Origin of the sequence: Argonema antarcticum A004/B2, from assembly GCF_023333585.1 — a bacterium.
Lineage (GTDB): Bacteria > Cyanobacteriota > Cyanobacteriia > Cyanobacteriales > Aerosakkonemataceae > Argonema > Argonema antarcticum.
The window spans coordinates 59,250-84,337 of record NZ_JAIQZN010000023.1 but is presented as its reverse complement, the minus strand read 5'-3'; the positions used below and the strand labels follow the sequence as shown (position 1 = coordinate 84,337).

Below are 25,088 nucleotides of genomic sequence, written 5' to 3'. Positions count from 1 at the left end.
TCGAACTGCACGGCGAAGCCTACAATCTCCCTGCCTTTCTGTTACTGAGCCTGCCGAAGTATCCCGCCGCTAAACTGGGTACAGTTATAGCGGCGGGATGAAAGGCGAGTAGTTAAAAAAAGAGAGGGGCGACTTACCCGATTACCTCCCATAATTGCCTACTCCTATAGTTGCTTAGAACCCACCTTAGCAAGACCAAATAGAGAGAAAGTCCCCGCGCCGAGAGCTTTTGCACACCGACCCAAGTGTCTGGCCACGAAGACTTTGGTCTGTTAAAATTAAAGTAGGAAAGTATCATCCATCTAAAGTGGGAAAAAAGCTAAGCTGCTCTAGGGTTTGCAGGGTAAGTGTTCGCAGTTTCTTAATGTTTATTTTATCAAATTTTTAAACATAATCTTTTTCCCACCTTTCCCACCTTTATAACTAAATAATTTCACAATTTCTTAATCAAAGTACTGATGGTTTGTACGTATAAGAATATCGGTACTTTTACCGAAGTCATTGCCTTGATTATATGTTTATACTCAACATAAGGATTTGGTTTATTTGGTTTATAACGTATGCCTAGAATACTCTTGTATAAGGCTATTGCAGCCATCGGTTTGACATCTACACTCACTTTCGGTTCATACTGCTGGCCAAATCATGTGCTGGCACAAGACTCATCTCAAGAGAGAATGGGTATTCCAGGACGGCGGGTTGGGGGTGGCACTCGCGGGCCAGAACAGGGTTTCAGTGAAAAACCTCTAGTTGCGCTGGCTCCAGAAAATAACCAGAGTTTAACCGTAGCCGAAAATCCGACATTCTTTTTCTATGTTCCTAAAACGCAGACTCCACAAATGGTGGAGTTTGTACTGAACGATGAAAAAGGCGAGACGATCGACCAAACAACGTTCGTGACTAATGGCGATTCCGGCGTGATTGGTGTCAGCCTTTCTGCTAACAGTAAGATAAAATCCCTAGAAATTGGCAAGACTTACCGTTGGTATTTTGCCATTATTCCTCCGTCTGGCAATCGCGAAGCCGATATCTCCGTGGATGGTTCGATTCAACGAGTCAATACCCCCGACACTATCGCCAGTCAGTTAAAAAATGCAAATCCCTTAGACCGTGCGGCTCTTTATGCAGGCAATAACTTCTGGTCTGATGCTATTGCAACCGTAGCTGAGTTACGTCGCGATCGTCCTAACGATGCAGCTGTAGCAGCTAAATGGGCAGAGCTATTAAAGACCCTTAAATTGGACAACATTGTCCAAGAACCTGTAGTTGAATATCGAGTCTCAAAGCAGTGACCCAGATAAACAAATACAATCTAGTCTAACTGTCGCGCTACCAGTCTTGCAAATAGTCCTGGCTGCTTAACCAGTTCATCAAAAGAACCCACCTGCAAAACTCGGCCCCCTTCGATCGCGTAAATTCGGTCTGCGTGACGGATAGTGCTGATGCGGTGGGCAATTACTATTCTGGTAGCATTCAACTTTTCTAAACTTTCAGTGACGATCGCTTGCGTGCGGTTATCCAGAAAGCTAGTAGCTTCATCCAGTAGGATAATCTGGGGTTTGAGGACAAGCGATCGGGCAATTAAAAGCCGCTGTCGCTGACCCCCGGAAAGATTGGTGCCCCCCTCACTCACCACAGTATACATCCCCATCGGCATTTGCTGGATATCTTCAGCCAAACCAGCCATCCGCGCCGCCGCCCAAGCTTCCTCCACCGATACTAATGCCCCGCCGGTGATGTTATCAAAAATCGAGCCCTGCATCATTCGACCGTTTTGCAGCACAACTCCCAACTGTCGCCGTACCGCCTGTAAATCCAATCCAGCTAAATCTTGAGAGTCGTAATATATTTTCCCGCTCTGGGGAGTCTCAAAACCCAATAACAATCGAAAAATCGTTGATTTTCCACTCCCTGATGGGCCTACAATCGCCACAAATTCTCCCGGTTCCGCATGAATACTAACGCGATCGAGGATCGGTGGCCCATCCTCCCGATAGCGGAAGACCGCATTATCTAAAACTACATGACCCTTCAGAGAACCCGGATCGGCTTTGTCTTCATCAGATTCTAACTTACCCCGCAAAATTGGCTGCGCCCGCTCCCACAAAGGCGCAATTTCTATAATATTAATCAGCGTATTACTCAGAGAAGTTACGCCCCCAAAAAACGTTCCAAAAGCAGAACTGAAAGCCAAAAAAGTGCCTAGCGTTAAATTGCCTTCTCCTGCTTGTGTACTCTGAATTGCTGCAAAGCCAAACCAATAAAGCAAAATAGAACTGGTTAAAGACAGTAACTCATTTAAAACCGAAACAATATCACTAATTTGGATAATTTCTAGATTAAGTTGATTTTGTTCGCTGTAGTTTTTCGCCCAAGCCGCAAACGCCCGTTCTTCCGCCACCGCTACTCGCAGTTTTGGCACACCATTAATTAGTTGCACAGTTAGTCCCTGAATTTCCCCAGCGAGTGTCTCTTGTCGCCGCTGTTTGCGTAACAAGATTAAACTAGAAATTATTGTTAAAATAACAGCTACAAAACTAACTCCCAATCCTACCAAAGTTAGCTGTACGCTATAAATAAACATCAGTCCTAGATTTAGCAGAGAAAATATTCCTGTCAACAAAGTGCGTTGAGTTGCACCGCTGACAATGCTATATATCTGGCTGACAGACATAATCCGCACCAACAGATCGCCAGTTGTGAATTGGCGAATTAAAGACGGACTCAATCTCAGCATTCTGTCCCAAATTGCTGTTTGTAATGTAATATTTATTCCGGTAGAAACGCGCAGAGCAATTAAACCTTGATACAGATTAAATATTGTCTTGCCAAAGGATACAGCTAACAATCCTAGCGCAATTTGTAACAACAGCAGACGATCGCCGTTAGGAATAGCGTTATTAATTAAAATCGCCGTTGCTTGAGGAGTTGCCATTCCTAGCAGCGTGCCGATAATTCCCACCGCCATCAGTTTTAGCGTGTCTATTTCATAGCCTTTAATCCCAAAGCGGAACACCTCAAAAGCCTTGTCGATCGCTTGTGGAAAAGGCCGATAAAACATATAAGCTGTTGGTGCTAGTGTGGATGCGATCGCATCATTTACTAGCGTCCGAGTACGCAATTCCGGGTCAAATAAAACATAACGATAACCTTTGCTTTTATCGATTAACAAAGCGACTGGACGATTATCTTGGGTAAACGCCAACAAAGGGCCATGTTCTTGTCGCCACCAATCACCAACTAGCACGACTCGACGAGTACGAATTCGGGAAGATATAGCCAACGCTTCTACTGGATCTCTTAGAGATAACTTTTCCGATTGTGCTGGCAATCGAATTGTTATCCCCACAGCCCTAGCCACTGCCCCAGCAGCAATTAGCAGCGGCGTTCCTTCAGAAAATAAAGTATCTGGTTGTCGCTTTAAAGCAGAAGCTAACGAGTCTAAAGCACCTTCTGTTACCTGAATATTTAGCTGTTGCAATTGCTGAAATTGCTGAAATTCCGCCTCCGTTTTCTGTTCGTATGCTGTATGGAGATGCCAGCAGACATAAGCATGAAACAACGCTAAACTATTTGTTAATTTTTCCGTATTTTCTATTGTATTGATATGAACGTCAACTGGTTTAATTGCCTCCAACCACGTCAAAGCAGCGAGAGGAAAACTTAGGGAATTTGGATCTAGAATCAATTCTTCTTTCCCCATCCAAGCAGCACTGCCTTTAATCACGCGAACCCAGGTTACTGCTTTGGAAGATGCCTGTAGTATTTGCCCTTGAGATAATTGCTTGTTAGCCAAACCTGACACTGGCACTTTTGCGCCAGGGGTTGATATAGCCAGGGCAGCAATCAGTTGACTTAAATGTTTTATCCAACTTTCTAATAAATAAATTACTTCTAGATCGAGTGTTGCTACTTGTGCGGCTACATCGGCAATATCTAATTGTAAAAGTTCGGTTTCTTCAATTGCCACTGCCAGAATTCTATATGGAGTTTTGAGTTTTTCTGACACTGCAATGCCAAACAATGCTTCGCCTGCACTTACACTAAACAAATAACGGCGATCGCCTATCGGTTCTCCCGCCTCAACTCTGGTGGCAAACAGCGCCAGCGTCCCAGATTGAACTACCCAAACCTTCTGGGAGTCATCCAGCAGTAGGGGTGCGTTTCCTTTGACTTTATGGACCGATCGAATCAGGCTTGGATTAGTCATATCATGTCCTCACGCATCGGTTACCTAAAAAAATCGTGTAATTATTCTTATCTGTGTTTATCTGTGTTCATCTGTCTTCATCTGTGGTAAAAATGTAACCAACGATGACAACAGACAATTTGACGATCTCACTCATATACTAACGATGCAACCGGGCACGATATCATCAGACAAGATTGCAAAAGTCGAGATATGTAATCAAATTCAGATGAACGCAGATAACAGAGCGAATTTTTTATGCAACCTATGCTAACGGACAACTTAGCCATTAGCCATTAGCAAACGACTGTAAATTCCTCCCTGTTGCCGTAATTCCTCGTGAGAACCGCGCTGTACTATTTTGCCCCGTTCCAGCACAATAATTTCATCGCAATCGCGAATCGTGCTGAGGCGGTGCGCCACCACAATGCAGGCACAACCGCGCTGCCGAGTATTGCGATCGATAATCACCTCGGTTTCCGCATCTAGAGAACTCGTTGCCTCATCTAATATTAAAACTGTCGGATTCATTACTAAAGCCCTGGCAATTTCTAAACGCTGACGTTGCCCTCCACTAATATTTACTCCTCGTTCAGCTATTTCAGCATCATATCCCCCAGGCATCGACATAATCAAATCGTGAATTGCCGCATCCTGACAAGCTTGCACTAAATTTGCTGTCGGCACAGTTGAATTCCAGAGAGTCAGATTGTCGCGCACAGTTCCCTTAAACAAAAAGATATCTTGCTCAACCATAGCCAGGGAATTTGCTAAAACTAAGCGCGGAATCTGATTCCGAGGTACATTATCAAACAGGATTTCACCTTGCCAAGGTGCATATAAACCCGCGATTAGTTTGGCTATAGTGGACTTACCAGAACCGCTACTCCCCACCAGCGCTACCCGCCGCCCAGGTTTCAAAATTAAGTTAAAGTTTTCAATCAGGGGCGCTTCTAACGGGTTGTAACCAAAAGTGATGTTGCGTAACTCAACATAGCCTTGCAATTTAAACGAGGTAAATTCCGATTTTTGATGGCGGAATTCTCCCACTTTCTCCCTCTCTATTTCGGGATCGACAGGATTTTGCAAAATGTCATCAAGACGATCTAAATCTGCTTCTAGCATTTGTAGGCTACTGCCGAAATTGACTAGATTATTAACTGGCCCCAGAAAGCTGCCAATCAAACTCTGATAAGCAATTAGCATTCCAATAGTTAGGTTGCCCTCCATAACCCGAAAGCCACCAACTATCAACAGTGCGGTAGTTGCAAGCGCTGTCAAAATCGTTGGTAATAAAGTTAGGATTTGACTCTGTAAAGCTAATTCCTGTTGGGCGTTCACGGCTTTAGTATTGTATCCAGCAAATTTAGCAAATAAATCCGATTCAAGCCCGGAAGCTTTCACAGTTTCTAATGATTGAAGACTATCGATCGCAGCACCAGAAAGTTTACCGCTTTCCTGACTGATCTTTAAGTTGGCATCGAGGCGGAGACGGCGTAACGCCTGCAATGCAATCAAATTGATGGCGGCGAAACTGACTGTCATCAGCGTTAGTACCCGGTCATACATAATCATGAGTAGGAAGTAAAAAACTAGCATGACTGTATCGATCGCCGTGGTAGAAATACTATTGAGTACGCTTACGACTTTGCCGTTTAGTGCGGTACGGTTGCCGATTTCACCAGCGAAGCGATTGGCATAAAAGCCCACTGGCAAACGCAGAGTATGCCAAATAAACTGCCCTGTCATAACGACGGACAATTTGATTGTCAGCCGTCGCAAATAAATTAGCCGCAATCGCGCTAAAAGACTTTGAACTACTGCTGTTATTACCATTCCTAACAATAAAGGTCGCAGCCAATTCTCGCGACCTTGAATGAGAATTTCATCTGTGAAAACTTGGCTAAATGCTGGTACTGCTAAGCGGGGGAGGGTGAGAAGTAAACCCGCTAATATAGAGAAGAAGATTATATCGTAGGAGTTTTTCAGGCGGGAGTGTAAAGCTAAAAGGGTGTTTCGCTTTTTACCGCCTTTTTTAAACTCCGGCCCTGGTTCCATCACCAGTACGATACCAGTGTAAGCTTGAGAGAATTCTTGTCTGGATATGCGGCGGCGTCCGCTAGCTGGGTCGTTGAGATAAACGCGATCGCGTTTAAACCCCTCTACCACCAGAAAATGGTCGAAGTTCCAAAACACGATATAGGGTACTGGCACTTCAGCCAGCGCCTCTAGCCCCTTTTTAAAGCCTTTTGCCTGCATCCCATAGCGTTGGGCCGCTTTGACGAGATTGGCAGCCTTACTCCCATCGCGAGAGACGCCGCACTCTTCACGGAGTTCTGCTAAGGATACTATGCGATCGTAGTAACCCAGAATCATCCCCAAAGCAGCCGCACCGCATTCCACAGCCTCCATTTGCAGCACCGTCGGAGTCTTCACGATTTTGGATTTTGGATTTTGGATTTTGGATTTTAATTTTTGGATTATCATTTACCCCCACGACAACTATTCATCTACATCTGTGTTCATCTGTGTTCATCTGTGGTTAAAAATCTCATTCAACCTAAAATCTAAAATCTAAAATCAATTGATTCCGCTCCACTCTCGCAAAAACGGTAATACAAATTGAATAGGTGCCCGTTTTTCTACTGTAACTTGCACAGTAGTAGTAGTTCCAGCAGATATCTTAAAATCCGGTGGCCCTTTGGAAGAAGACCACTCATAGCCGCTGTAGGTCGAAGAATTCGGCTTCAATTCTGCCCAGACTTCTATTTGAGATTCTTTAGATTGAGACATCAAACTTTCTACCACTTCTGCATTACCGATCGTACTCGCAGCACCCTGTTTAGTCACGGGGAATGCCGAGACAGAAATCACAGTACCTACAATTCCGCCAAATCGTTCTCGCTTGACGGTAGTCGGTGTAATTTGGATCGACATTCCCGGTTTAATTTGCTTACCATCCCTCACAGGAAAATAAGTAACTGCCAATATCGGCTGGGATGGTTCTTGGATATGGATTGAGCCTATGCGAGTTCCAGGATTAACAAATTGCCCATCACTAACAGTAAGTTCTAGAATGCAGCCGCTGTACTGACTTTTAATAGTGCTGTTGGCTTGAATTTGTTGGTCAAGTCGTTTAATCTCCTGTTCGATATCAAGAATCTGATTTTTACGAGTTGTTGAAGCGTCCAAGTTTTGTTGTTCCAGGGTTTTTTCTTTAGTGTCTAGTTCTTTTAACTGAGTTTGAATATCCGAAATTTTATTAAGATTTTCCAAGTATTTTTGTTCTGCATCGGTTTTCTCAACATCCAATTGCTTTAATTGAACTTGAATTTCGCTGATTTTACTGAGGTTATCCAGATAAGTTTGTTCGGCTTGAGCTTGGTCAACATCTAGTTGTTTCAATTGAGCTTGAACCTCGGAGATATTCTGAAGGCTCTCTGTATATTGTTGTTCTGCTTCAAGTACTTGATCGCTGGCGATCGCTCCCTGTTTTAATAAGTCCTGGCGTCTTTTGAGTCTCTCGTTGAGAATAGGTGCCCGCGCCTGAGCATCTCGCAAGCGTTGTCGCAAGCTTTCTCGCTGTTGTTGAATAGCGCTGCTTTTTTTATCCCTGAGTATAGGCGTTAATGCTTGAGTATTCTGTAGGCGGTTTAGTAAATTTTCTCGCTGCTGTTGAATAGAGATGCTACTTTGGTTCTTCAACAAAGGCGTTAAAGTTTGAGTATCTTGTAAGCGTTGTCGCAAGCTGCTTCGCTGCTGTTGCAAACTTGCTTTTTCCAGTTGGGTTCTTTGCAGTGCGATCGCAGTGGCGTCCCGCTCCTGTTTTTGTAGTTCCTGAAGTTTCAAGGCTTCTAGATCACGTTTTTGCTTAAGCTCAAGCGGGTCAATTACTGCTAGTAGTTCTTCTGGATCGTCTTTCTCGTCGCCGTTGTCCTTCTTAACGCAATCCCCGACTTTGACTTTTAGCTGCTGTAACTGTCCCGATTTGGGAGATTGAATTTCTATAACCTGACGCGATCGCAGTAAAACTCCTTGACCGCTAACTGCGATCGGGATACGTCCAAAAATACTCCAAACCAAACCAACAAACACCAATCCACCTAACGTAACCAAAGGTAGCCAATCTTTAGGACTTACTACTTGGATCAACTCATCTAGACGTTCAGGAGAAGATAAACGATCTAACGATGCTTTTCTGAATAAATCTTTTTTTTTGTCATTAGTCATGAGTCATTAGTCATTAGTCATTAGTCATTGGTCATTAGGCATTAGTCATTAGTCATAGCTATATCAGTGCATCCGTGTATATCAGTGTCGTGCTGCATCACTCATTAGTCATTGGTATGGATTATAGGTGATAAATTTTAGCAATGAACAATTATAGCCATAGTCAGATATGTTAGGACAGTATAGAGCTATTCCCCACAAGGAAGCGACTGTGTTTGTACGGCATCCTTAGCACTCCCCACTCAGCACTCAGCACTCAGCACTCAGCACTTTGCTATACCTACAACCAATTTCCGACCATAACAAAAGCTGACCAAAAATAGGGGTGAGAAAATCTCTCGTCCTGCAAAACTGCCTGTTCGGCACGACGCAAAGCTTCAGCTTTTGTCACCTTATTACCGGGATTTACCTGGGAATGGGCTAACTCCTCATAGAATCGAGTCATCAACAAAGCCGTGGCTTCATCGCTGACACTCCACAGAGATGCCACCGTACTGCGTGCCCCTGCCCGCACAGCTACCCCCGTCAATCCCAAGGTGGCTCGATTATCTCCCGCAGCAGTCTGACAAGCACTGAGGACAAGTAATTCTACTGGGCCTATTCTTGTATCTGCACGCAAAAGGCTATCTAGATCTTTAGCGTTAATTCGGTCATCCCAAGTGAGAATAAATGTATCATTTGCTTGAGAACTAAATTGACCGTGCGTTGCTAAATGAATTATTGGAAATGAAGAAGATTTAACTTTTGTTTTAAAATTTGTGGCAGTAAACGATCGATCCAGCAGTTTTTCGGTGAAAACTTCACTACCGATGCTGTCCAATTCAAACTTCACGCCCGGAAGTGGTGAAAACCCTTGGCGTGCTTCGCTCAGTCCGGCAGTGAGAACCCGGAGTTTCCCTTGTTGTAAAGGTTTGGCATCTATTAATTGCAAACCGGGTGCAACGGCAATACTGTATTTTTGGACTAAATACTTTTCACCATCATAAAGGGAACTCATAGGTATATTTCGGATAGCACCATCTAATACAAACACTAGAGTTTGGACGCCGCTATCTGCTAGTTCTGTTTCCATCGGGCCAATTAACCACTTGTAAATCTTTTGCGAGGGAACCAAAAAGTTTCTGAGGGAAATTCTGAGTCGGGGAAATGTTAGAGCATTCCGCGCTTGCAGGAGTGTTGCCTCTATTTCTTCTTGGGATAAAAGGGTGGTGTAGCGGCGCAATGGTTGTCCGGGTAATCCCACAATTACTTCCAAGCGATCGCTTAAAATAATCGTTGAGAATATGGCCGCTTTTGGGTCAATATTATCTATTTGTAAAGGCTGAGTATTTAAACAGGCATCACGAAAAAAGTTATCTAGTTCAGCCAACTGAAGAAAGTCGATTGTTTGCCGCGCCTTCTTCAATGCTGACTGATCTACTTTTTCTCCTACTGGTAAGAGTAACCCAATTAATTCTCGGTAAACGGGTTCTACACTTTCTCGAAACGAAAACTGCGCTTCTGAGCTAATTGCTACTAAATCGCTGCGGATAGACTGGATGGTATTAACTGCTTCAGTATAAGCCGCGATCGCACCTTCTCGATCTCCCTGCTGCTTGAGAATCCTTCCTAGTTGCCACTGCCATTGATAAGCAATATCAGAAGCGTTTATACCTTGCGCTAAAAATAAAGCTTTATTAGTTAACTCTTGGGCGTAATCCCACTGTTTTTTCTGTTCGTACAATCCCCCAAAACTTCCCAAAGCATAAGCTAATGTTCGGGGGTCTTGTAAATTTTCAGCTTCTTGGACAGCAGTAGCTAATAATTGGGCAATATTAGAGTAAGTATAACTAAGCGAATTTATCTTTCCATATTTAAGAATTTTTATCATGTTTTTAGCTAAATTAATGCTCGCATTAATTGTTGTACGTTTCACTGGGAAGCGGGTCAATATAGACTGAATTTGAGGCACTAATTCTACAGCTTTAGACCATTCTTTTTGCTCTACTAAAAGGCTAATTTGATTCACTTGTGACTGAATCTGAAGATTGGATGAGGGCGATGTTCGCTCTGCGCGTTGATAGTAATCCAAGGCTGCTTGTGGTTTGGCCTGCAATCTGGCTGTGTTACCCAAACTCAGTAGAATTGAAGCTATTGACTCCGGTGCAGCCAATTTTTGAGCGATCGCCAAACTTTGTGCCAAAATTTCCTCAGATTGCGCTAATTCACCTGTCACTCGCAGCGCATTTCCCAAACTTTGCAATCCTTTAGCTTTGAGCAGACTATCTGGTTCCTGTTTTAAAGTAACATTTATCTCGTGCAAAGTTTTGATTGTCTCATGATATAGCCCCATTCGTTGCAGTGCTTGAGCCTGGTTAATCTTACTTCTTGTTACTCCCGTTATATCTCCTATTTTTTGGTAGCTGTCGGCGGCTTGTTTCCAAGTTTCCAGCGCTTCTTCGGACTGACCGACAGATAATTGTAAAAGCCCTTGAGCTTCTAGAATTTGGGCTAGGAGTTGTTTGCTCTCTTTGGTGTTCGATTCTTTTGGCAGGTGGTTAAGACTGTTTGTAATTGCTTCATTTGCTTTTGACATCTCTCCCGTTTGCTGATAAACTAAGGCAAGATTTCTCAGAACCCTTGCTTGACCCAATTCATCACCTTGGGATTTGTAATCGGCCCTTATCTGCTCCAACAGGGCGATCGCTTTTTGGAATTGTCCCCTTTCATAAAGTCGCTCAGCCTCCTCTTCTAATCCATTCGCCCTTAGTTCGGCTGTTGGCTCGGTTTGAGATACTTGGTAAAATGTTAAGACTTCCGTCCCTTGACTTTGGCGGTTAATCTGGACATCGGATAGTGGCATCGCTGGGGTTAGGCCGATCGCGCAGATGAAAGATAATACCCCTAGAGTAGCAACTACTAAATTTTTGATTCTCATATAAAAACACAGTTGCTTCCTTGCTTTTATAGCTCAATACTGTTCTAACTTATGTGACTGTGGCTATATCTACAAATTTATTTCAGAAATAGATAAAAATATTATAATTTGTTTTAATTAAAAAAAACAACCACACCTGTGATAATGAGTGCTTTCTAGGGCCGATCGCGCCACCAGAACAAATGAACATTCCATTTTCACTAGGACTTACGCTTTGAAGGCGTTTTTCCCCCTAGATGTAGGGGCAATTCATGAATTGTCCCTACAGATGTACTGCGGCGATCGAATGCGTAAGTCCTATCTTGGTTTTTCCCAGGGGTTGGTGGCGGGTACTTGACACAAAAATAAGATTTTTTAGATAATGTATATTAATTTGTGAAGAAATATGTAATTGTATAGAGAGTAACTGTTTATTCCCAAGGTTTAAGATACGTTTTTCGCTTTTCCTTAACTGTCTTAGGGAAACGTCGGAGTCACAAGCTCGATCCGCCTTTTTTTGCCGTCCCTCACAGCCCCACTACCGTTGAACCTTAGCTCAATCCCTGACTTTTGTAAAGTGGCAAATCTAAATATTTTTTACTTTTCTACCTTTCCTACTTTTGCTACCTAAAATACACTACTTCATCTAAATTTCAAAGTCCTACTTTTCCTACTCATTATAAATTAAACATAAGAAATTTTGTAGTATGCTGGTTTTGTAAGATTTAAAACCAACTCAAATTTGATGTTCATTCAAATGATACAACCCAATACAAAGTCCTAAAAAATAAAACGGTTTATGCCGCAAAAAAAAATAGATCCGAATGTGATATTCTCGATTTCACAATAGAGTCTATTTGGCACAATAAGTTACGCTCGTCCGCTCGTCTAACAAACACAATATTATAGCTGAATCAGCCTAATTCAAGCTAAATATAAACTTAAGTTTAGACAGGAAACAAAGGTTGAGTCCCTATCTACTTTAATTACCCAACTTTCACTCTTCGTTAATTTCAATGATACCAGAAAAAGACTACCATATGTCTCCAGAGGAATTTCGCCAATGGGGATATAAAACAATCGACTGGATAGCCAAATACTTAGAGAACGTCGAGAATTTGCCCGTTCTTTCTCAAGTTCAGCCAGGGGAAATCAGGGCTAAACTGCCGGAAACAGCACCGCCAAAAGGAGAATCTTTCGAGGAAATATTGAAAGATCTCGATCGCATTATCATGCCAGGAATAACTCACTGGCAATCACCGAACTTCTTTGCCTTCTTTCCCACCGGCATCTCAGCACCCTCCATTTTAGGCGAATTAATCAGTGCAGGATTGGGAATACAGGGAATGTTGTGGGCAACTTCTCCTGCTTGTACCGAGTTGGAAACCCACGTTTTAGACTGGCTGGTAGATATGCTAGCCCTACCACAGCAATTCAAATCTTCTGCTGCTGGGGGAGGAGTTATCCAAGATTCAGCCAGCAGCGCCTCTTTAGTAGCATTGCTAGCAGCTAGAGAACAAGCAAAAGCAGATATTAATAACCTCGTAACTTACATTTCCACCCAAGCGCACTCCTCAATCGAAAAAGGAGTAAAAATTGCGGGACTGCGCCGGGAAAACCTCCGCCTGATTGAAGTTGATGGCAACTATGCCATGAGTCCAGATGCGCTACAGCAGTGCATCGAAGCCGATATCAAAGCTGGATTAACACCTTGTTATTTGGCGGCGACAGTAGGGACAACTTCATCGAATGCGATCGATCCTATCCCAGAATTAGGTGCGATCGCGCAAAAGTACAACATTTGGTTCCACGTTGACGGCGCAATGAGCGGTACAGCCGCCTTATGTCCAGAATTCAGGTGGATTCATCAAGGACTGGAACTAGCCGATAGCTATTGTTTCAACCCTCATAAATGGATGCTGACTAACTTTGACTGCACCAGCTTCTACGTGCGGGATAGAACAAAGCTGAATCAGGCACTCTCCATCATGCCAGAATACCTGAAAAATCAAGCTACCGAATCCGGCAAAGTAATTGACTATCGCGACTGGCAAATTTCCCTGGGACGCAGATTCAGAAGTCTCAAACTCTGGTTTGTAATTCGGCATTACGGTATCGAAGGCTTACAACATTACATCCGCAAACATATCGCCTTAGCACAAGAGTTTGCCGAATGGGTAAAATCCCACCCGCAGTTTGAATTAGTTGGCAATCCACCCCTCAACTTAGTCTGTTTTCGACACAAAGGCGGCGATGAAATTAACCAGGCAATTGTTAACAGTCTTAATTCTTCAGGGAAAGTCTACTTAACTCCGACGAAGCTTGACCAGAAAGTAACTTTACGGATGTCGATTGGGCAAGCAACAACTGAAAAAAGCAACGTCGAACAAGCTTGGAAATTAATTTGCCAAGAAGCTGAGTCAGTGGAAGCAAACACTTAAAACTGCTAAACCTGTTCTAAATTAATTCACCTCAAGAAGTGGCAAGGGATATGACAGAAAACTTTTATTTGTTGCTGCCAGAAGAGCTGCCTACCAGCTACAACTTAAGCGAATCGATCAAAAATAAATTGAGTAATTCCCTGAGTTTGCTTTCACAACATTCTTTATCAAGTTGCCAAGTGCAACAGGCTATTAACTCGTTATTTGAAATCCTCGGAACAGAAGAAATCCTCTCTAACGGAGAGCTTCCAGAGCAAGTTTACGATGAATACTTTAACATCAGGCGCGTTCAGCCCCAAAAAGGTGTTGCTAAATGCCTGGTTCTTGCTGCAAGTACCTTATCAGCAAGAAAGCTTTTTGATGATATAACTGGACATTACCTCTCAACTCCACCTCTGCAATCAGAAGCAATGGAATGTTGGGTAAAGTCCCATTGGGTTTTCATTTCCTTAATTCAGGGCTTAATTATCTGTTGTCTGCGCTTTGAATCAGAACTGCAAGCTGGAAACTTAAAAGAAGCTGCGATTGAACTAGAAACTGCCTCGGCGCTGATGTTAGGTTCGGCTGTAGCAATGGAAATGGCTGGAAGTTTTAGCACTGCGGCTTACCTAGCAGAGGTGCGTTACACTATGCCCAACCAATTCAGCGGCATTATGATGCAAGACCACTCTTTCTTAATATCTATATGGAGGAGACTTCACCCCGTCTTTGCATCTTTACCAGAACAGCTAAAACCTCAGCACGAACAGTTTACGTTCAGCTACAAGATGATTGCTACGGCACATAAATCAGTTTGTGAAAAATTTAATGGAAAAGAGGAAGGAAGCCTGCTATCTCCCCAATGCAAAGCAACGGATATGCTGAGTAGATTTGAATCTGGCCGCTTGCGGATGTTAAACGCCAGCAGAGAAGTCAGGATGGCAGAAGATTGGTTATCGTTCGACAAAAAACAATCTATGGAACTTAGCTTTGTAAGTTATCGTAACTTACTGATGAGAGTGTTCGGTTTGTCAGAGTTGGCTTCCTCTTTTACACCCGCTACAGAGGTAGTGAAATTGAATTCGCTGGAGTTGATGACGAGGTAGAGTTTTATAATAGAGATTACAGCGCCTTTCAGATCGGTGAGGTACATAGAAACCCGGTTTCTTGAAGAAACCGGGTTTCTGGGGTATACTTCATCCGACTGCAAGCCGCTGTAGAGCGATCGATCTCTCCGACTAATAAGCCCAGTTATGAAGCAGACCCCCAGCAAAGGTTTTTCCTCCAAACCATCCAAACCACTCACCCAAGTTCCCCCACCCGGTAATCCTCCCTCTAGCGATATGGAATGGATTTCCGGTGGCACATTCATCATGGGGTCTGATTCTTACTATCCCGAAGAAGGCCCCACCCACAAGGTCTCTGTCAGCGGCTTCTGGATGGATAAGTACACCCTCACAAACCAGCAATACCAGGGCTTTGTGGAGGCAACAGGCTATGTGACAGTTGCCGAACGCCAACCATTACTTAAGGACTATCCCCATGCTAAGCCTGAGCTTTTGGTGCCTGGATCGGCAGTTTTCTGGCTACCCCCGCAGCCCGTCGATTTGCGATCGTTCTGTTGGTGGAAGTACTCACCCGGAGCCAATTGGCGTCATCCCGAAGGGCCCGATAGCTCTCTTGAAGGTCGCGAGAATTATCCCGTTGTTCATATCGCCTACGAAGATGCCGAAGCTTATGCAAAATGGGCAGGCAAAGAGCTGCCCACCGAAGCAGAGTGGGAGTTTGCAGCCCGTGGTGGGTTAGAGGAGGCTACCTATGTCTGGGGGGATAAATTGATGCCGAATCGCCAGCTAATGGCCAACATCTGGCTGGGTAAATTTCCCTGGCAAAACTTAAGAACCCGCACTCCTAAGCCAGAAGCGATCGGTTCCTATCCTCCGAATGGCTACGGTTTGTATGATATGGCAGGGAATGTGTGGCAATGGACGAGCGACTGGTATCGAGAACGTCATCCAGAAAATGCCGCCAAACCTTGCTGTATTCCCGCTAATCCTAGAGGTGGTAACAGAGAAGCAAGCTATGACCCTCATATACCTCAATTTCCCCGCAAGGTACTCAAAGGCGGCTCGTTCCTCTGCGCTGCCAATTATTGCGCCCGCTATCGTCCAGCTGCCCGTCATCCCGAAACAGTGGATACCTCTACTGGTCACATCGGCTTTCGCTGCGTAGTTAGACCTGCTCAAGTTTAGCGACAGGAGTCCGCCGCGATCGGCTTCTCTCTCTATTTATTGGATTTCATTTGCCAAAATTCCTAAGATTTTATTGACATCTTTCAGATAATACTCTGTCACGTCAACTCTGAGTTGTTTTTCCGACAATTGCAAAAACTTCCAAATATTTCCTGAAGTAACGGCTCCTAAAATAACAGGAATGTTATTTCCTTCCCGTTCGTTAAAAACTTGAGCGGCTAACATTTCTGAAGCGCACTGACCCAACCCCGCTACAATATTTTCCTTTTTAGCTTCTACCAGAATAATGACAGGAGATTTCAAAAATAACTGTTCGGTAGAATTACTAATGATATAGTCGCAGGTTCCGTTTAACCCCCGTTCAAAATCAACATTAAAATCAACTCCCGAAAACAAGCTGATTTTCGAGACAAACTGTTTCTTCAAGTCCAGTAAAATCGGAGCAATAATCATTTCTGAACGAGCTTTTTCTGTATTAATTTTTAATGCCAATTGAGCATTATTTTGTAAAAATTCGCCCAGGAGAGGAGTTGGTTCTAACTCAGGAACGTTGGCAAAAAGGTCTAGATCTTCTAAAATGGTTAAATCAAAAGCTTTCTGCACTTTTTCTAAATTAAAATCACTGTAAGGCATTTGATTTTTTTCCTCGATCGCTGTTCTAGAGGCTAGTGCAGGATGGCGGAAATATAGCAACCGCCTTGGCGGTTAAGCCATAAATCTGGGGCAGGGGCGTTCGCGAACGCCCCTACTGTCAAGAGTCGCCTTGGCGGTTGCTATAACTCACCACTAAAAATTGCCAATGATTGCTCTGGAAATCTTGATTTTTACCACTGACAACTGACAACTGACAACTGACCACTTGCACTAGCAGCCTGGGTGAATCAAGCCGGGACTGTGAGGAGTAGCTGTGGGTGCTTTAGCAGTCAGGATAATGGTGCCATCCGCAGCGACTATCCAGCCTTGAGCTTCCACAATCTGGTAATTGTTAATTTGCGGCTCACTCCTTCCTCTTCCACCTCCTCTGAGCTTGGAGTTGGCCCGATCGGGCCTAGCCCACGAAACCGCTACAATCTCGTTGGTCAGGGGATCGTTGGGATTTGGGGGTAAACCACCCCTTCCTGTTACTACAAAGGAACTGCCTCCCTCCTCTCGCCGAGTACAAACGTTTTTGGCGACTAAACCTTCCACATCAACCACTGTTGTAGATAGCTCGACTAACCCAGCACTGGGGTCTACATCAGGCGTGTTGATTTGCACAGTACCGCCGAACTGAGCGCCTAAATCGGAAGTGGCGGTGATATCGCTGGTGACATCGCTCTGTTTGTCGCGAAACTGAGTGCCAAAGATACCAGAAGCATTAATAGTGACTTGACCGCCGAAGCTATTTGTTGCATTAGCAGTAATGTCGCTATTTTCCAGCGCCACTAAGTTAGCTGCGGTGATACTGATATTTCCTCCAGGATCGATGCCTTGCGAATTAGTGCTAATGCCGCTATTGCCGCGTAATATCAACGAGTTTCTTGTCTGAATATTAATGTTGCCAAATCCTGCCTTACTGTCAGCTCTAAGTTTACCAAAGTTATCGAGATCGATCGAACCAGCATTAATTTCCAAGCTGCCTGCGGCTCCTGACCCCAAACTGCCTACATTGACTTCTCCAGAATCTGCTATTCTCAAAGAGCCAGTTGTAATCGTCAAGTTTCCCGCCATTCCACTCGCGTCGGCTTCAGTAAATAGAGCGCTATTAATTGTTTTACCTCCCAATGTGCCGATCCCAGTTACCTGCACCGAATCAGCATTCACATCTAAGATTCCTCCAGGGCCATCACCAAAAGATCCAGCCCTTACCGTTCCGCCATTCTGAATAATTAATTGCCCTACGTTTAAGATTAAATTTCCGCCTGAATTTGTGCCGAAATTGTCTGCTGAGATTCTCGCGCCATCCCGGACAATCAACCTTCCAGCACTAATCCTTGCATCTCCAACCTTACCAGTAGCACCTCGTTCTGCTGAAGCAAACAAGCCGCTGCTACCGATCCTTAAATCAGCATTTATGGCCGCCCCAATCAGTTCGATCGACTCTGAAGCGTTGACAATCAAATCTCCTCCATTACCCTCACCCAATGTGGAAGCTGCAATCTGTCCGCCACCTTGAATCGTCAGTCGTTTAGTTTCGATCGTTAAGTCGCCGCTATTGCCCTTAGCCCCAGTATTAACCCCCGCACCGATGCCACCCGATAATCCTGGCGAGGGATTTGTGCCAATCAGTTCTATAGACTCGGAGGCTTTTACTGTCAAATTTCCCGCTTGACCTGCTGTAAAAGTATTAGTGCCTATTAATGCTCCATCTCGAATAATCAATCGCTTAGTTTCAATAGATAAATTCCCCCCCTTGCCTGTGGATAAAACGTCGTCTGAGAAGGCTTGTGCAAATAAGCCACTAGGCATAAACGGGTTATCTGGTACTACTCCAATCAGTTCTATAAGCTCCGAAGCAACTACCGTCAAATTTCCTGCGTTACCAGCACCGCTTGATTGATTAGCGATAATTGCACCATCTCGAATGGTTAATCTTCCGGTTTTAATCGTCACATTGCCAGTCGCTCCAGTTCCCAGTGTAAAATTTGTTATCTCAGTATAAATAAGAAGATCGCCAAAAGCCGGGTTAAGTCCGCCGACAAGTTCCACTGATTCAGAAGTGGTGATATCTATATTTCCCCCACGTTCGGAGCCTTCGTTTGCATAATAAATCAGGGCTCCATCAGTCATGCTCAAGCGCCTTGCTTGCACCTGAATATCCCCGCCACCTGGGCCGCTGGTATCGACAATTGCCCCTTGAGATAAGCTGATATCTCGAAAGTTTTGCACCCCGTCATAATTCAGCGCCCAGCCTCGATCCATCGGGGTAAGATTGACTAGACTGTTATCGCCAACACTGCCTAATTCAATTCGTCCTTGCGACGCTTTCATTGTGCCGCCTTCGAGCATCACATCGCCACCCACTAGCGCAAAAGTTTTCCCAATAGGCACTTGCAGCGTAGGATCTGGGGTTCCATCCGCACTTCGATTGATAATGCGATCGGGATTTGCGCCATATTGCAATCCCAAGGGAACATTGATAGCTAGTAGTGCTGGCGCTTGGGGGTTAGTGGCGCTAAATTCTATGCCATTTGCAAATATAATACTGCTGGCTGTACTGCCGATAAATGAACCTTTGAGGTCTAATCGAGCCTTGGGGCCAAAGATAATCCCATTGGGATTAATTAAAAATAAGTCCGCATTTCCCAAAACTCCCAGCGTTCCTAAGATTTGGGAACTATTTCCCCCTGTCACTCGCGTTATAATTCGTTCGATCGCACCTGGGTTAGAAAAATATACACCCCCTCCTGACTCGACATTGAATTCCCGAAAACTGTGGAACAGATTAGCGCCGCGAATCGCTCCACCATCAATGCGATCGCTGCTACGATCGTTGATAATCGTCGGAGTAATGACAGAGCTTTCACTGCCTAAAGTCGGATCGGGAATCAGCTGCGCTAAAACATATTGAGTGAATAGAGTAGTCCCACTCAGCGTCAAGTAACTTACCCACAACAACCTCCAACAGCATCTTATCCAGCCATAAGTCTGCATTTGTTGACACTCTCCCGCTAACCTGACGTAGTTGCGCTTCAGCGCTCTTTACTCAAGTACGTAGTTGCGCTTCAGCGCTCTTTACTCCGGTACGTAGTTGCGCTTCAGCGCTCTTTACTCCGGTACGTAGTTGCGCTTCAGCGCTCTTTACTCAAGTACGTAGTTGCGCTTCAGCGCTCTTTACTCAAGTACGTAGTTGCGCTTCAGCGCTCTTTACTCAAGTACGTAGTTGCGCTTCAGCGCTCTTTACTCCGGTACGTAGTTGCGCTTCAGCGCTCTTTACTTACTCCCTTATATAATAAAAGACTATATATATAGTTGTCGGGCTCTCGCATTACAAAATTAATCTTAACTCAAAACCGAAACCTTAATTCTGCAATGCTAATGCCTCTACATAATCTTGTGGCCCGAAAGGAGTCAAGAGCGCTGAAGCGTAACTACATACCTAAGATTTGGTTCGGAATGGGTAATCGGTACTTGTGGCCCGAAAGGAGTCAAGAGCGCTGAAGCGCAACTACATACCTAAGATTTTGTAATGGGTACGTTGTTGCGCTTCAGCGCTATCTTAATTAGCTATATTACCCACTTTTCCCACTTTTCCAACCGACAATTCTGTTATGCAAAAATGAGATGCACCCGATGCCGACCCTCTAAAGAAGAAGACCAGTTATACTACCTATACCACCAGAGGAGTAAGTTTCTTTACCCGATGTGTTCTGTAATAAACTCAAGGCAAGCCCATTATAAGTGATGCCAGTTATTTTGTACGGACTAACTTTTCCGTCGAGATCGAATACTTCGACTGTGTTGTTACCCTTCCATACCCACAGTTCCATCGTTTCAAGCGCAACTTCCATTTGGCTTCGTGCGTCTGTCGATTGTTCGACTAAATGGAAACATTGTTGGTTGACTAAAATACCAGTATCGTGCCAATAACTATTCACTGACATGGCTCTTGCACGACCCGTTCCACCCGCCACAGCTTCTAAATCTTCTTCACTGAGTTCGTAGTCATCGAATTCATCGGAGTCGAGATCTGTCTTTTCCAGCGCCCAACGCATGGCAAATTCCAAATCTGAAACCGTGAAATCATAGCCGAGTTCGGCAGCAACCTGGATAAAATTATCAGGGTTTTTAGCAGTTTCTAGTTGCGATTTGAGCGCCTCATCTTGTTGAAGTGCTAGACATAGTTCGTATATCGCTTGTTGAGCCTTAACAAAATTGTACTCTTCAATGGGTAAATCCTCAGCATTGATAGGCTGGATCGGTTGCTGTGACACGAGTAACTCCTGCTTCATATTGGTAAACTGCATGAAATATTTAGTCAATTAGTAGTTGCATCCTTTACCATATCGGCGGAATTTAGAGCCTGTTTATTTTGTAGTAGCACGGCATCATCAATATGTTGGCAATCCCAAGATTTTAATGATCCTGTGCTACTACAGCATATTTGACCCGAAAGAACGAATTTTCTTGACAAACAGCCTCTTAGAAATTCTGCCAATAAGTTGTATTCGAGGTATCGATCGTCATCCCCACAGTAGATCCATTATAGACTATTTGAGTGCCGATCGGCTGTAGGATATACGAATTATATTGTCCGTCGAGATCTGGATTGACAAAAACTCTAAAAGCAAAAAAAACTATGACAAATTTTGGTTGGATTGGCCTGTAAACTTTTTCCGAACAAATGGGCCTAAATAAACGCCAAATGTTAACCGCCAACCTCTCTTACTTTGTCAAGTCGAGATACGCACAAAAATTTATCACAATTTTACACATATACTTAGTTGGTTGTCAACAGAAACCCGGTTTCTCCCAGAAACCGGGTTTCTGGGAGTTCAGGCCCCAAAGAAACCCGGTTTCTCCCAGAAACCGGGTTTCTGGGAGTTCAAGGCCCAAAGAAACCCGGTTTCTCCCAGAAACCGGGTTTCTGGGAGTTCAGAACAATTCAAACAGCCTCTTAGAAAAGTTCGTAGATACTCGTATTTAATTTATCTATCTCTAGAGGGTTGACATCTCCGTCATAGGACATATTGCTTATCTCGTAGGAACCATATATTCCGTCGCTGTCACTCACCCTCACCTTGCCATTCCCCAGCCACTCCCATATCTCCATATTTTGGACAGCCGTGACCAATTGCGATCGCATTTGCAACGATTGGTATGTGAGGTGGAAAGACTTCCCATCTACGATAATACCCTTATCATGCCAATAACTGTTTATTGACATTGCCCTTGCTTTGGTAGCACCGCCAGCCACCATATCTAAATCATCTTCACTCAGTTCATAGTCGTCGAGTTCATCGGAGTTGGCTTCTGTATTCTCTAGTGACCAGTCCACGATCGTTTGCAGGTCTGAAACCGTAAACTTCTCGCCATTCTCAGCAGCAATTTTGAAAAATACTTCCAGGTTTTGGGCGGTTTCTAATTGCGATTTTAGGGCTTCATTCTGCTCAATATCCCTACGAAGATTATCGATAGCTTGTTGAGCTTTGATAAAGCGTAACTCTCGCTCTGATAAATTTGCAGCGTTGATTGCCTGGGTGAGATTTTCTGACATAAATTACTCCTTTTTAAGATCGGCGACTTGCATTCTTACGTTTAGCTAATTTGCAGATCCAGCTAGTGGTTTGCCAAATCAAATTTGAAATGCTAAAAGAGGAGACGATAACCAAAAAAAACAATTTATCAAGATTGGTTTTGGGACGGACACATTTTAGATAGAAAAGAGGGGAATACCAGAATCATGGGAAAATTTTATTTTTGTATTCCCTATATAGCTCAATTAATAAACTAACTCATTTCCAGAACAGTATGATGAATTTCAGGTAAATTTACGTGCGATCTATATAAAGGATCGATAAAGATTTTTTTGTACTTTGGGCAATACGCTATATACAGTAATTGTCATCGCTCTAGGTTGCGCTACATCTACTTTAAGAGGGAGATTAATTGAATAATAACTATGGGTACGTTGTTGCGCTTTAGCGCTCTTTTAGCGCTAAAGCGCAACAACGTACCTACCTGCGTCTCCGTATTAGTTAGGTAGTCGTTATGACCAGATTTTTTGTGTACTTATGCTAGGACGACCGCTTATTATTGGTTATTATTCCCAAATAAGTGGTATTTTGAGATAAAATTTGCTTTTAAGTGAAATTGCTGAGAGGTTACTGAAGTGCCCAAAGTCGTGTCAGTTCACTCCTATCGGGGTGGCACCGGAAAGTCCAACTTTACAGCAAATCTGGCTACAACCATTGCTCAGCAAGGAAATCGGGTGGGTGTGGTTGATACTGATGTTCCTTCCCCTGGAATACATAATATTTTCGGCTTAGACCCGGAAAATATGCACAAGACTCTCAATAATTATCTTTGGGGCGAGAGTGAAATCCAAGAAGCTGCGTATGATGTTAGCGCCAATGTGGGACTAAGCGGAGATAGCAAACTTTTTCTGGTTCCCTCTAGTGTGAGAGCAGATGATATCGCCAGGGTTTTGAAGGATGGATATGATGTCAGATTGCTCAATGATGGGTTTCGCAAGCTGGTAAAAAATCTACAGTTAGATTACCTGTTTATTGACACCCACCCAGGATTGTCAAAAGAAACCTTTTTATCGATCGCAATTTCTCATGTTTTGATCTTGATTCTGCGTCCCGACAAACAGGACTATCAAGGTACGGCGGTAACAGTAGATGTGGCGCGGCAACTAAAAGTCCGCAAACTGCTGCTAGCGGTGAATAAAGTCCACAGCAAACTTAATGTTGACGCTTTGAAGCAGAAAATTGAGGAAAGTTATGACGCACCTGTAGCGGGGATCTTTCCGCTCTCAGAAGATCTCGTTCAGCTGGCGAGTGAGGGTGTCTTCTGTTTGAGATACCCGGATCATCCCATAAGTCAGGAGTTTAGGAAGGTGGCGCAGCGAATTATGGAATAAAGGGGCTAGGGGAAGAGGGGAAGAGGGGAAGAGGGGAAGAGGGGAAAAGAAATAAAAATGTTCTTAAGAGTGAACAAAAGCATAGCAACTCCAAAAGAGCCAAATTTGCTCAACTCAGGATCTGTGAATGAGGTTAATCTGAAATAAAATCAAAAATTGTTAAAGGCAGCTATGGTTGACACAGGTGATTTGCAATTTTTCGCCAATTCGATTCAATCGGTAACTTCGCCGTTTCGTTCCTATCTGAACGATCTGTGTGACAAGTATCAATCCCTCGATGAAGGTGCTGTTGCGGACTACATACCGGAATTGGCGTTAGCTAAACAGGAGGATTTTGGCATCTGCGTAGTGACATCTGACGGTCAGGTGTTTGAGGTGGGAGATGGCGATAAGTTATTCACAATTCAATCGATTTCCAAAGCATTTGTATATGGTTTGGCACTGGAAGATTGGGGTCGAGAGTATGTGAATAGCAAGGTGAGTGTTGAGCCAACAAGAGAGGCGTTTAATGCGATTGTTTTAGATGAAAAAACAAATCGTCCTTATAACCCAATTGTAAATGCAGGTGCGATCGCAACCACCGATTTAATCAAAGGAGATGGGGCGACCGAACGCCTGACACGCATCCTCGATATGTTCAGCAGTTATACCGGACGAAAGCACGATATTAACGTCCCGGTTTTTCTATCCCAGAAAGCAACGGGAAATCGGAACCGCGCGATCGCATATCTCATGCTCAATTTTGGCATGGTGAGCGATCGCATCGAAGAAACCCTCGACCTCTATTTCCAGCAATGCTCTATTATAGTAAATGCCCACGACTTAGCAATGATGGCTGCAACCCTTGCTAACTGTGGCATCAATCCAATTACTAAAGAACGAGCCATTGACGAACGCTACGTTCAGGATGTTATCAGCGTCATGCTCACTTGCGGTATGTACGACTACTCTAGCGAGTGGATGTACCGAGTGGGAATGCCTGCTCAAAGTAGCGTGGGAGGAGGGATTACAGCCGTCGTTCCCGGAAAGCTGGGAATCGGCACTTTTTCCCCACCCCTAGATGCCAAGGGAAATAGCGTCAGAGGCATCAAAGTTTGCGAAGACCTCTCAAAAGACTTTGGTTTGCATTTGTTCAACGTCGCCAAACCAACCCACGTCTTGAAAGACTTGATCGAAGGTGGAGATTCAGCCGATCTTTGGTAATCTCTTAAATACGGCTGATCTGTCCGGCTCAGCCGTAAATTTTTCAGAACCTCTGCTAAAAAAGGTGCAAAATATAAGCTGCTGTGCATCTAATTTTACAGTCAACTTTGATAAGATTCTTGTGGGATGGGCATCTTGCCCGACGAGCGAGTAAAATTTAAATGCGCGACAGCTTAGCACCGCTCTCGTCGGTTAGGATAACTCCAACTCTTACTTCTGGTACTTCCATCCCTTACTCCTTTTCCCTTTTCTCTCTTCCCGCTTCCTTAGCCCCTAGTCCCTAGCTATATCATGCTAATATTCAACCGCTTCAGTATAAAATCCAAACTTC

General features: G+C 44.0%; 15 protein-coding genes. 7 read left to right on the top strand and 8 right to left on the bottom strand.

Features of this window, described 5'->3' with window-relative positions:
- Positions 1–560: 560 nt before the first annotated feature.
- On the top strand, positions 561–1,292 hold the full coding sequence (locus LAY57_RS12545) for a DUF928 domain-containing protein (RefSeq protein WP_249066999.1): 732 nt from the start codon (positions 561–563) through the stop codon (positions 1,290–1,292).
- Between the two features lie 20 nt (positions 1,293–1,312).
- On the opposite strand, the gene LAY57_RS12540 is transcribed toward LAY57_RS12545, so the two are convergent.
- From LAY57_RS12540 to LAY57_RS12525, 4 genes are all read right to left on the bottom strand, one after another.
- On the bottom strand, positions 1,313–4,210 hold the full coding sequence (locus tag LAY57_RS12540) for an NHLP bacteriocin export ABC transporter permease/ATPase subunit (protein ID WP_249066997.1): 2,898 nt from the start codon (positions 4,208–4,210) through the stop codon (positions 1,313–1,315).
- A gap of 261 nt (positions 4,211–4,471) precedes the next feature.
- Positions 4,472–6,676: an NHLP family bacteriocin export ABC transporter peptidase/permease/ATPase subunit gene (locus tag LAY57_RS12535; RefSeq protein WP_249066995.1), complete on the bottom strand. Its 2,205-nt coding sequence runs from the start codon at positions 6,674–6,676 to the stop codon at positions 4,472–4,474.
- 93 nt (positions 6,677–6,769) lie between these two features.
- Entirely contained in the window at positions 6,770–8,419 is a 1,650-nt protein-coding gene (locus LAY57_RS12530; protein WP_249066994.1) for an NHLP bacteriocin system secretion protein, read from the bottom strand.
- Between the two features lie 280 nt (positions 8,420–8,699).
- Positions 8,700–11,336, bottom strand: coding sequence for a CHAT domain-containing protein (locus tag LAY57_RS12525; RefSeq protein ID WP_249066992.1), 2,637 nt, complete (start codon positions 11,334–11,336; stop codon positions 8,700–8,702).
- Between the two features lie 995 nt (positions 11,337–12,331).
- On the opposite strand from LAY57_RS12525, the gene LAY57_RS12520 reads away from it, so the two are divergent.
- The 3 genes from LAY57_RS12520 (at position 12,332) to LAY57_RS12510 (ending at position 15,987) form a co-directional block, all read left to right on the top strand.
- On the top strand, positions 12,332–13,756 hold the full coding sequence (locus LAY57_RS12520; protein ID WP_249066990.1) for a pyridoxal-dependent decarboxylase: 1,425 nt from the start codon (positions 12,332–12,334) through the stop codon (positions 13,754–13,756).
- Between the two features lie 50 nt (positions 13,757–13,806).
- Positions 13,807–14,841 carry a 3-methyl-L-tyrosine peroxygenase-related protein gene (locus LAY57_RS12515; RefSeq protein ID WP_249066988.1) on the top strand — a complete coding sequence of 345 codons (1,035 nt, stop codon included), beginning with the start codon at positions 13,807–13,809 and terminating at the stop codon, positions 14,839–14,841.
- Positions 14,842–14,988: 147 nt separating this feature from the next.
- Positions 14,989–15,987 (top strand): formylglycine-generating enzyme family protein, encoded by a 999-nt coding sequence (locus LAY57_RS12510; RefSeq protein ID WP_249066986.1) that lies wholly within the window; start codon positions 14,989–14,991, stop codon positions 15,985–15,987.
- A gap of 36 nt (positions 15,988–16,023) precedes the next feature.
- On the opposite strand, the gene LAY57_RS12505 is transcribed toward LAY57_RS12510, so the two are convergent.
- The 3 genes from LAY57_RS12505 to LAY57_RS12495 form a co-directional block, all read right to left on the bottom strand.
- Positions 16,024–16,620 (bottom strand): hypothetical protein, encoded by a 597-nt coding sequence (locus LAY57_RS12505; protein ID WP_249066984.1) that lies wholly within the window; start codon positions 16,618–16,620, stop codon positions 16,024–16,026.
- 231 nt (positions 16,621–16,851) lie between these two features.
- Positions 16,852–19,620, bottom strand: a complete 2,769-nt coding sequence (locus LAY57_RS12500; protein WP_249066982.1) for a beta strand repeat-containing protein — start codon at positions 19,618–19,620, stop codon at positions 16,852–16,854.
- A gap of 650 nt (positions 19,621–20,270) precedes the next feature.
- Complete coding sequence (locus LAY57_RS12495; RefSeq protein WP_249066979.1) at positions 20,271–20,933, bottom strand: Nif11-like leader peptide family RiPP precursor; 663 nt, start codon at positions 20,931–20,933, stop codon at positions 20,271–20,273.
- Positions 20,934–20,955: 22 nt separating this feature from the next.
- Here LAY57_RS12495 and LAY57_RS12490 point away from each other — a divergent pair, with 22 nt between their 5' ends.
- Entirely contained in the window at positions 20,956–21,201 is a 246-nt protein-coding gene (locus LAY57_RS12490) for a hypothetical protein (RefSeq protein ID WP_249066977.1), read from the top strand.
- Positions 21,202–21,583: 382 nt separating this feature from the next.
- On the opposite strand, the gene LAY57_RS12485 is transcribed toward LAY57_RS12490, so the two are convergent.
- The gene (locus LAY57_RS12485) at positions 21,584–22,183 is read right to left on the bottom strand and encodes a Nif11-like leader peptide family natural product precursor (RefSeq protein ID WP_249066975.1); all 600 of its coding nucleotides are present in this window, start codon (positions 22,181–22,183) and stop codon (positions 21,584–21,586) included.
- A 615-nt stretch (positions 22,184–22,798) separates the two neighbouring features.
- On the opposite strand from LAY57_RS12485, the gene LAY57_RS12480 reads away from it, so the two are divergent.
- Both LAY57_RS12480 and glsA read left to right on the top strand, forming a co-directional pair.
- The gene (locus tag LAY57_RS12480) at positions 22,799–23,554 is read left to right on the top strand and encodes a MinD/ParA family ATP-binding protein (protein ID WP_249066973.1); all 756 of its coding nucleotides are present in this window, start codon (positions 22,799–22,801) and stop codon (positions 23,552–23,554) included.
- Between the two features lie 171 nt (positions 23,555–23,725).
- Positions 23,726–24,757, top strand: coding sequence for a glutaminase A (gene glsA / locus LAY57_RS12475; protein ID WP_249066970.1), 1,032 nt, complete (start codon positions 23,726–23,728; stop codon positions 24,755–24,757).
- The last annotated feature ends 331 nt before the right edge of the window (positions 24,758–25,088 follow it).